Below are 9,293 nucleotides of genomic sequence, written 5' to 3' on the forward strand. Positions count from 1 at the left end.
GGCGAAGCCGCCGGGGGGTCGCCACCCGGCCCGGTACCCGGCCGCATCCAGCGGGCCGGGCCGCCCACCGCCCTGGTCCATCCGCGCGTCTCCGCCACCGGACGCCACCCCGCCCCGACCGCCGTACCACCGGCGGGCGGGGTCGACGCGTCACCGGCGGGCCAGGCACCGGTGGCGGCACCTGTCGCGCCGGCCGGCACCCCGGCGGTCGGGTCGGGGCAGGCCGACCGCGACCGCCCGAACCGCGGCCGGACCGACCGGGACGAGGCCAATCCGGCCAGCTGGCAGGAGTACGGCCGGTCCATGCGGGCCGCCGCGGGCGCCGCCGTCTTCGAGATGTGGGCCATCGACCCGCAGGTGCAGCGCCGGGCCCTCGGCCTGGAAGCGACGGGCGACGGGTCCGAGTCCGGGTCCGGGACAGCCGGCAGCGGGTCCGGCGGCGGCAGCGGGACCGGGTCCGGCGGCGGCAGCGGGACCGGGTCCGGCGGCGGAGCCGGGGCGGGCCACCGTGCCGGCTCCACCTCCGGCCACAGTGGACCGACCGGGTCCGTCGGTACCGGGTACGACCGGTTCCGACGCCGCGAGGAGCTGCGGCAACAGGCGCTCGCGCTGCTGAACGCCGACGTGCCGGCCGGCGGTGCGGAGATCACCGACCTCAGCGACGAGCAGCGGGCGCAGATCGAACGGCAGCTCGACGAGGAGGAGGCCGCCGCGGCCGGTACCGCGCCGGAGTCGGTGCGCACCTGGGGCGAGTTCGCCGGGGACCTGCGGTACGGGCTGGCCGAGCTGGCCACCAACCCGTGGGGCGTCGAGCTGGCCGCCGAGGAGGTGCGCGCGCTACGCGGCCGCACCACCGGCGGCGCGGCCGGCGCCGGGGCGGTCCCGGCCGAGCACCGGACCGCGCCCGCCGGTACCGGCTCCGGCACGCCGGGCCGGCCGGTGGCCGACTCCGGGCGACCGCTGGTCGAGGCCGACGACCTCGATCTCGACGACCTCGCCGGCCGGCTCTACGACCGCCTGCGCAGCCGGCTCCGCCTGGAGCTGCTGCTCGACCGCGAGCGGGCCGGCCTGCTCACCGACTTCCGGTAGGGGGAACCGTGCCGCTCAGTGACCAGACCAAACTCGGCCTCGCCAACCGGTTCACCGTGAAGATCGACTTCGCCGCGTACGACCTGGGGAGTTGGGCCCAGGCCGAGGGGCTCGACGTCAAGTGGGACATCGCCGAGTACCGGGCGGGCGACCAGGGCAACAACCGCTGGTACTTCCCGGGCAACACCCAGTACTCGACGATCCGGCTGACCCGGGCCGCCTGCGACGACTCGCAGAAGGTCAAGAAGTGGCTGTCGGACACGTCGTTCCAGTGGAAGCCGTACAGCGGCAAGATCGTGCTCCACGACTCGGCCGGGGACCCGGTGATGGACTGGGAACTCCAGCACGTCATGCCGGTCAAGTGGTCGATCACCGGCTTCGACGCCGGGGCCAGCAGGGTCGCCACCGAGACCCTCGAACTGGCCCACCTCGGGTTCCTCGAGGACTCCAAGACGCTGTAGAGCAGGCTGCGCACACGCCGGGAGGAGCAGGCGATGGCACTGGCGGTGGAGACCCCGCTCGGACTGGTGATGCGGTTCCGGGTGGTCGTCGATGAGGTGGACCTGGGCGGCTGGAGCAGTTGCGCCGGCCTGTCGGTGGACTTCACCAGCACCCTGGTCAAGGAGGGCGCCAACTACGCGTACCAGCCGATCCTGCCCGACCGGGTGGTGTACCCGCGGATCACGCTCACCCGGGCGATGAACCGGCAGGACTCGCTGCGCGTCCAGCAGTGGCTGTCCACGGTGGTCGCCGACTGGTACGGCGCCGACTCCCCCACCCGGTACACCGCCCGGACGGCCCGGATCACCCTGCTGGATGCCCACCGGCAGGAGGTCGCCTCGTGGTCGCTGCGCAACGTGTACCCGGCGGCCTGGAAAGGCCCGAACCTCGACGCCAGCGGACAGCAGGTGGCGGTCGAGACCCTCGAACTGGTCCACGAGGGCTTCCTGTGAGGAGCGACGCGACGCCGACGACGAGCGACGCGACACCAACGGCGAGGGGCGCGACACCAACAGCGAGGAGGCGGCGATGAGCGCGCGGGTACCCGCGATCCTCCGGTCGACCATGCCGCCCGGCGTGGTCACCTTCGACATCAACCCAGACAGCGTCCGGATGAGCCGGTCGGCGAACGTGACCAGCCGGGCCAGCGCCAGCCCCAACAGCGGCGCGCCGGCCGGCGCCAGCGGCAGCATCTTCCGGCGCGCCGCCGCCGCCCAGATCATCCTGTCCAACGTCATCTTCTACGGGCCGGACACCAAGCCGCGCTGCGACCAGCTGCTCAACTGGATGACCCCGGGCGGCGGCCTGCTCGGCGCGATCGCCGGGGCGGCGCTGTCGGCGGCCACCGGCGGCGCCGTCAACCTGGCGGCCCGGCTGCCGCTGGTGACGTTCCAGTGGGGACCGCCGGCGGTGGGCTTCATGTACGACGTCAACGTCACCGCCTGTTCGGTCAACTACACCCGGTTCGCGCCCAGCGGCATCCCGGTCCGCGCCGAGGTCGGCATGACGCTGCAACAGCAGCCGAGCCTGCTCGGCGTGCTGTCGACCAACCCGACCTCGGGCGGTCTGCCGGGCCGGCGCGCGCACACCGTGACCGACGGCGAGTCGCTGGCCGCGATCGCGACCAGCCGGTACGGCACCCCGGCCGCGTGGCGGCAGATCGCCGCGTGCAACGGCATCGAGGACCCGCTGCGGGTACGCGCCGGCGACCGGGTCTACCTGCCCAACCCGGACGAGTTCGGCGGGGAGCGGCGATGACGGTACCCGGACTGGCCGGCGCTGCGGCGACCGTCCGCGCGTCGGTGACGGTGGGCTCGCCGGCGGGCGTACCGCTGCGGCCGGACGTGGAGCGGCTGCTCACCCGCGTCGTCGTCGACACCCACCTGCACCTGCCGGACACCTTCGAGCTGACCTTCCTGGACGAGGAGGGGCGCGTCGCCGCCGACGCGGGGCTGCGCATCGGGGTGGCCGTCGAGGTGTACGGCGGGGCGCCGGACAGCCAGCAGGCGAGGAAGCTGATCGCCGGCGAGGTCACCTCGATCGAGGCGATCTGCGCCGACCTGCACATCTACACGGTCGTGCGCGGGTACTCCACGGCGCACCGGCTGCAGCGGGCCCGGCGGACCCGCACGTTCGTGAACATGACCGACTCGGACGTGGCCCGCAAGGTCGCCGACGATGCCGGCCTGGAGATCGGTACCGTCGACGACACCGCCACCGCCCACGACCACCTGGCCCAGGTGGCGCAGACCGACTGGGAGTTCCTCAAGCAGCGGGCCCGCGAGGTCGGCTACGAGACCGGGGTGGCCGACGGCACGTTCTTCTTCCGCCGCCCGCCGGGCATGCCGGCCGGCGGCGGGGCGCTGGGCGCGGTCGCCAGCGCCGCGGCGAGCCTGGCCGGCGCCGGGCCGACGACGCTCACGTTCAAGGACAACCTCATCACGTTCCTGCCCCGGGTCACCGCGGCCAACCTGACCCCGGAGGTCGAGGTGCGGCTGTGGGACCCGAAGGCCGCGGCGGCGGTCACCGCCACGGCACCGGTACGCACCGGCAGCGCCGAGATCCCCGGGCAGGACCCGGCCCGCCTGGCCGGGTCCTTCGGCGGGTTCTCGCTGCCGATCGGGGTGCCGCTGCCGGCGGTCCCCGGCCTGCCGAGCCTGGGCCCGGAGCCGAGCGCCACGGCGTTCGTGCTGGCCGACCGCCCGCTCGCGGCCGGGGCGACGGCCGGCGGCGCGGCCGCCGAGGTGGCCAAGGGCGTGGCCGAGCACATCGGCAGCACGTTCGCCGAGGCCGAGGGGTACGCGATCGGCAGCCCCGACGTGCAGGCCGGCGCGCGGGTGGAGATCACGGCGGTACCCGCCGCGTTCGCCGGTACCTGGACGGTGACCAACGCCCGGCATGTGTTCGACGAGACGGAGGGCGGCTACCACACCCGGTTCTTCGTCAGCGGCCGGCACGAGCGTTCGCTGCTCGGCCTCGCGTCGCTGGGCGCCACCCAGGGCGGTCCGACCCGGATCCCCGGCCTGGTGTGCGGGGTGGTCACCAACAACAACGACCCCGACCACCACGGGCGGGTGAAGGTGGCGCTGCCGTGGCTGTCCCCGCGGTACGAGTCGGACTGGGCCCGGGTGGCGCAGTTCGGCGCCGGGCAGCACAGCGGGGCGCTGTTCACTCCCGAGGTGGGCGACGAGGTCCTGATCGGTTTCGAACTGGGCGACCCGCGCCGGCCGTACGTGCTCGGCGGCCTGATCAACGACAACACCGCGTACGACCTCGGCGGGTCAGCGGTGAAGTCGACCGGGATGGCCGGCACGGTGGTCCGCCGGGGCTTCGTGTCCGGATCCGGCAACCGACTGCTGTTCGAGGACGAGCTGATCCCGCCGCCGGGTACCGGCCCGCCGATGGCCTCGAAGTTCAGCCTGGCGACCGGGGACGGCGCGATGGGCCTGACGGTGGACCAGACCGGCGGCAGCCTGACGATCAGCTGCGAGCCGAAGCCGCCGGCCAGCCGCACCCCGACGGGAACCGTCGAGATCACCGTCGGCGCGGGCGGGACGATCACCATCCGGGCCGGTACCGGCGGCACCGTGAAGATCGACGGCGGCGCGAACCTGGAGCTCACCGCCGCGGCCTCGATCAAGATCGAAAGCCAGGGCGTGGTCTCCATCTCCGGCAAGCAGATCAAGCTCAACTAGGCGGTGGCATGACGGACTTCATCGGCAGCGGATGGGCCTTCCCCACCGGCGTCAACGCCACCGGCGGGATCGCGCTCGCCCGCGGCGACACCGAACTGGTCCAGGCGATGCGGCTGATCCTGGCGACGTACCCGGGCGAGCGGCCGATGCGCCCGGAGTTCGGCTGCCGGCTGCGGGACTTCCTGTTCCGCGGTGGCACCCCGGAGACGGTCGCCGAACTGACCGACGAGGTGCGCCGGGCGCTGCTGCGCTGGGAGCCCCGGGTCGACGTCGAACAGGTCGAGGTCGCAGGCGACGCCACCGACCCCAGCCTGCTCTACATCGACATCCGGTACCGGATCAAGGAGACCAACGACCGCCGCAACCTGGTGTTCCCGTTCTACACCATCCCCGACGACGGGAGCGACTACTGATGGCGTTACCGGCTCCCGACCTCGACGACCGGCGTTTCCAGGACCTCGTCGACGACGCCAAGCGGATGGTGATGCGGCGCTGTCCGGAGTGGACCGACCACAACGTGTCCGACCCCGGCGTCACGCTCATCGAGACCTTCGCCTACCTGACCGACCAGGTGCTGTACCGGCTCAACCAGGTACCCGACCGGCTGTACCTGAAGTTCCTCGACCTGATCGGCGTGGAGCTGCTGCCGCCGGTGGCCGCCGTCGCGCCGGTGACGTTCTGGCTGTCGGCACCCGCGAGCGCCCCACTCACCGTCGCCGCCGGCACCAACGTCGCCACCGAGCGCACCGAGCGCACCGGGTCGCTGGTCTTCTCCACCGTCGCCGACCTGCCGATCCTGCCCTGCGCGCTTTCGGCCGTGCGGACCCGCGGCGGGGGCGCCGACGCCGCGGGCACCGACCGCACCGAGGACCTGCGGATGGGCCGGCCGTTCCCGGCGTTCACCGACTGCCCGCAGCCCGGCGACCTGATGCAGCTCGGGCTGTCCGACCCGGTACCCGGGTGCGCGGTCCGGCTGGACTTCCGCGGCCGGGTCGAGGGGGTCGGCGTCGACCCGGAGTGGCCGCCGCTGGCCTGGGAGGCGTGGGACGGCCAGGACTGGGTGGCGTGCGAGGTGAGCACCGACTCCACCGGCGGGCTCAACCGCTCCGGCGAGATCATCGTCCACCTGCCGGCCGGCCACACCGCCTCGGTCGTCGACGGCGTCCGCGCGGGCTGGCTGCGCGCCCGGGTCCTGGCGACCGAGCCCCACCAACGGCCGTACAGCGCGACCCCGGTCATCGACGCGCTCGCCGCCTGCACTGTCGGCGGCACCGTCGACGCGGTGCACGCCGAGATCGTCGAGAACGAGGTGCTGGGGGTCGCCGAGGGCGTGGCGGGCCAGCGGTTCACCCTGTCGCGTACGCCGGTCCTCGGCGGCGCCGCACCGGTCCTGCTGGAGGTCAGCTCCGCCGACGGCTGGCAGGCGTGGCAGCGCCGGGACACGTTCGCCGACAGCGGCCCCGACGACCGGCACTACGTCCTCGACGCCAGCACCGGGACCGTCCGGTTCGGGCCGGCGGTCCGGCTCGCGGACGGTGGGCTGCGCCAGTACGGTGCGGCGCCCGAACGCGACGCCGTGGTCCGGATGACCCGCTACAGCGTCGGCGGCGGCACCGACGGGAACGTCGGTGCGGGCGCCATCCGTACCCTCAAGTCGTCGATCCCGTTCGTGGCCGGCGTACGCAACCTGCGCCGCGCCCGGGGCGGCGCCGACGGCGAGACCCTCGACCAGGCCAGGGACCGCGGTCCGATCCTACTGCGCACCCGCAGTCGCGCAGTCACCGCCGAGGACTACGAGGCCATCAGCTGCGAGGCGGCGCCCGAGGTGGCCCGGGTGCGCTGCCTGACCGCCGGGGAGGACGACATCGCCCCCGGCACGGTACGGGTGCTGGTCGTCCCCGCGGCCGCCGCCGAGGACGGACAGGTGGCGTTCGGGGCGCTGGTGCCGTCGCAGGACACCCTGCGCCGGGTGGCGCAGCGCCTCGACGAGGTCCGCCTGGTGGGCACCCGGGTCCACGTCGAGCCGCCGCTCTACCGGGGTGTCACCGTGGTCGCCCGCCTGCTGGCCCGGCCCCGCACCAGCACCGCCCGCATCGAGGCCGAGGCCCTGGCCGCGCTGCACCGGTTCCTCAACCCGCTCACCGGCGGGCCGGACGGCACCGGCTGGCCGTTCGGCCGCCCGGTACAGGTCGGCGAGGTCTTCGCGGTGCTGCAACGGGTACGCGGGGTCGAACTGGTCGAGGACGTCCGCCTGTTCGGCGCCAACCCGGTCACCGGCGAGCGCGGCGCCGAGACGGCACGCCTGGACCTGCCACCCGACAGTCTCGTCTTCTCGTACCAGCACCTGGTCCGGGTGGAGCAGCAGTGAGCCGGGGAACGATACCCGGCCTGGCCACCCCGTACCGGCTGGCCGACCTGCTGCCGGCGGTGTACCAGGAGGAGGACCCGTTCGCCGTCCGGTTCACCGCCGGCCTCGACGAGGTCCTGGCGCCGATCCTGGCCACCCTGGACTGCCTGGACGCCTACGTCGACCCGATGCTCGCCCCCGAGGACTTCCTGGAGTGGCTGGCCGGCTGGGTCGGCGCGGTCCTCGACGAGAACGCACCGCTGCCGGCCCGGCGGGCGGCGGTGGCCAGCGCCGCCCGGCTGCACCGCGCCCGCGGCACCCTCACCGGCCTGCGCACCCTGCTCGAACTGCTGACCGGTGGCGAGGTCGAGATCGACGACGGCGCCGGAGTCACGTGGTCGGTACGGCCGGGCGCACCCGTGCCGGGCGGCCCCGGGTACCGGGTGGCGATCCGGATCACCGTGCCCGACGCCTCGACGGTGTCGCGCGCCGCGGTCGATGCCGCCGTCACGGCGAGTAAACCCGCGCACGTCCAACACAGCATCGAGGTGGTGAGCCGGTGATCGTATGCCGCACGTGCGGGTTCCAGAACGGAGACGTGGACACCTTCTGCGGGTCCTGCGGCGGGTTCCTGGAGTGGACCGGGGAGAAGGTGGCGCCGAAGCCGCCGCCGGCACCTGAACCGGCGGCCGAGGAGCCGGTGCCCGGGCCGCGTCGCGGCCTCCTGGCCCGGGTGCAGTCGCTGCTGTACCTCGACGTCGGTGAGCACGTGCCGGTCGACCGCGGCGGCGCCGGTGGCCCGGGCGCGGCGTCGTCTTCCGGACCGCGCCCACCGGGACCGCCCGGGCCCCCGCCGCCCGGCGGGCCACCCCGCCCACCGGGCGCACCGCCCGGACCACCGCCCCCGCCGCCCGGTGGATCCGGCGGACCGCCCCGGCCTCCCGGACCGCCACCGGGCCCGCCACCGCCGCCGCCCGGCGGGCCGCCCCGCCCACCCGGACCGCCACCGGGCCCGCCACCGCCGCCGCCCGGCGGGCCGCCCCGCCCACCCGGACCGCCACCGCCGCCGCCCGGCGGGCCGCCCCGCCCACCCGGACCGCCACCGCCGCCACCGGGGGCGGCACTCGTCGCGCCGCTGACGCCGGACCCGGTGTCCCCGCCCGCCCCACGGCCGGTGGACCCGCCGGCACCCACCGGGGACCGGACGGCCCCCGGACCGTCCCGCTCCGACCAGCCGGCCGCGGTACGCCCGCAGGACGCCCGGCCGCAACGGGCGGTCTCGAAGGCGCCCCCGACGGCGCCACCGCACCAGGGTGATCTCATCTGCGGCGAGTGCGGCGAGGGCAACGCGCCGACCCGGCGCTTCTGCAGTCGCTGCGGCGGATCGCTGTCGACCGCCCGGCCGGTCCGCATCCCGTGGTGGCGCCGGCTGCTCCCGCGCCGCCGGGCCGGATCCGGGGCGGGCGCGGGAACCCCGACGGCAGCCGGCACCGCGGCCGGCACCGCGCCCCGACGCAGGAAGTCCCGCCGGATGCCGGCGTTCGTCCAGGGCGCGCGCCGGCTCATCGGGCTCGTCCTGGTCCTCGGCGGCATCGTCTACGCGACGTTCACCCCGTTCCGGTCCTGGGTCAACGAGCACGTCGACCGGGCCGCGCACCGGGTCGAGTCGACCGTGCGACCGCAGTACGTACCGGTGCATCCGGTTGAGGCCACGGCCACCGCCGCCGGCGCGGGGCACCCGGCCGGCGCCACGATCGACGGGTTCACCAACACCTACTGGGCCGCGCCCGCGACCGGCCCGGAGCAGGTCCTCGTGCTGCGCTTCGACCACCCGGTGGACGTCCAGAAGGCGCTGGTACGCGTCGGGGTCAGCGGCAACTTCGGCGCGACCCACCGCCCGCGCGAGGTGCACGTGGTGTACTCCACCGGCCGCAGCCAGGACCTGACGCTCGACGACAGCGCCGACGCGCAGGAGGTGACCCTGAAGACCGGCGGCAGGGTCACCACGATCGAACTGCACATCACGTCGTTCTACCGGGCGGTGAGCGGCACCGACCTCGCGATCACCGAGATCGAACTGTTCGCCCGGAAGTAACGCGGACCGGGCCGGGGCCGGCGGGGGGGGTGCCGCCCGCCCCCGGCGGGGGGGGGCCGCGACGCCC

Annotated in this window: 8 protein-coding genes and 1 pseudogene; all 9 read left to right on the plus strand. The window is 74.9% G+C overall.

Annotation, left to right across the window (positions count from 1 at the left end; translation table 11 throughout):
• Positions 1 to 1,089, plus strand: a pseudogene (locus ACNTMW_RS33920) (hypothetical protein); the annotation flags it as partial.
• Between the two features lie 8 nt (positions 1,090 to 1,097).
• Positions 1,098 to 1,550 carry a phage tail protein gene (locus ACNTMW_RS33925; protein WP_426638162.1) on the plus strand — a complete coding sequence of 151 codons (453 nt, stop codon included), beginning with the start codon at positions 1,098 to 1,100 and terminating at the stop codon, positions 1,548 to 1,550.
• A 33-nt stretch (positions 1,551 to 1,583) separates the two neighbouring features.
• A complete protein-coding gene (locus ACNTMW_RS33930) occupies positions 1,584 to 2,042 on the plus strand; it encodes a phage tail protein (protein WP_426638163.1) in 459 nt (152 codons plus the stop codon).
• Positions 2,043 to 2,118: 76 nt separating this feature from the next.
• Entirely contained in the window at positions 2,119 to 2,847 is a 729-nt protein-coding gene (locus tag ACNTMW_RS33935; RefSeq protein WP_426638164.1) for a LysM peptidoglycan-binding domain-containing protein, read from the plus strand.
• Complete coding sequence (locus ACNTMW_RS33940) at positions 2,844 to 4,784, plus strand: phage baseplate assembly protein V (protein ID WP_426638165.1); 1,941 nt, start codon at positions 2,844 to 2,846, stop codon at positions 4,782 to 4,784. The genes ACNTMW_RS33935 and ACNTMW_RS33940 overlap by 4 nt, the downstream gene beginning before the upstream one ends.
• An 8-nt stretch (positions 4,785 to 4,792) precedes the next feature.
• Positions 4,793 to 5,197: a GPW/gp25 family protein gene (locus ACNTMW_RS33945; protein WP_426638166.1), complete on the plus strand. Its 405-nt coding sequence runs from the start codon at positions 4,793 to 4,795 to the stop codon at positions 5,195 to 5,197.
• Positions 5,197 to 7,152, plus strand: coding sequence for a putative baseplate assembly protein (locus tag ACNTMW_RS33950; protein ID WP_426638167.1), 1,956 nt, complete (start codon positions 5,197 to 5,199; stop codon positions 7,150 to 7,152). Before ACNTMW_RS33945 ends, ACNTMW_RS33950 begins: the two co-directional genes overlap by 1 nt.
• Positions 7,149 to 7,694: a phage tail protein gene (locus ACNTMW_RS33955; RefSeq protein WP_426638168.1), complete on the plus strand. Its 546-nt coding sequence runs from the start codon at positions 7,149 to 7,151 to the stop codon at positions 7,692 to 7,694. The genes ACNTMW_RS33950 and ACNTMW_RS33955 overlap by 4 nt, the downstream gene beginning before the upstream one ends.
• A gap of 587 nt (positions 7,695 to 8,281) precedes the next feature.
• The gene (locus ACNTMW_RS33960; protein WP_426638169.1) at positions 8,282 to 9,226 is read left to right on the plus strand and encodes a zinc ribbon domain-containing protein; all 945 of its coding nucleotides are present in this window, start codon (positions 8,282 to 8,284) and stop codon (positions 9,224 to 9,226) included.
• The last annotated feature ends 67 nt before the right edge of the window (positions 9,227 to 9,293 follow it).

Source organism: Planosporangium spinosum, assembly GCF_049999945.1.
Classification (GTDB): Bacteria; Actinomycetota; Actinomycetes; order Mycobacteriales; family Micromonosporaceae; genus Planosporangium; species Planosporangium spinosum.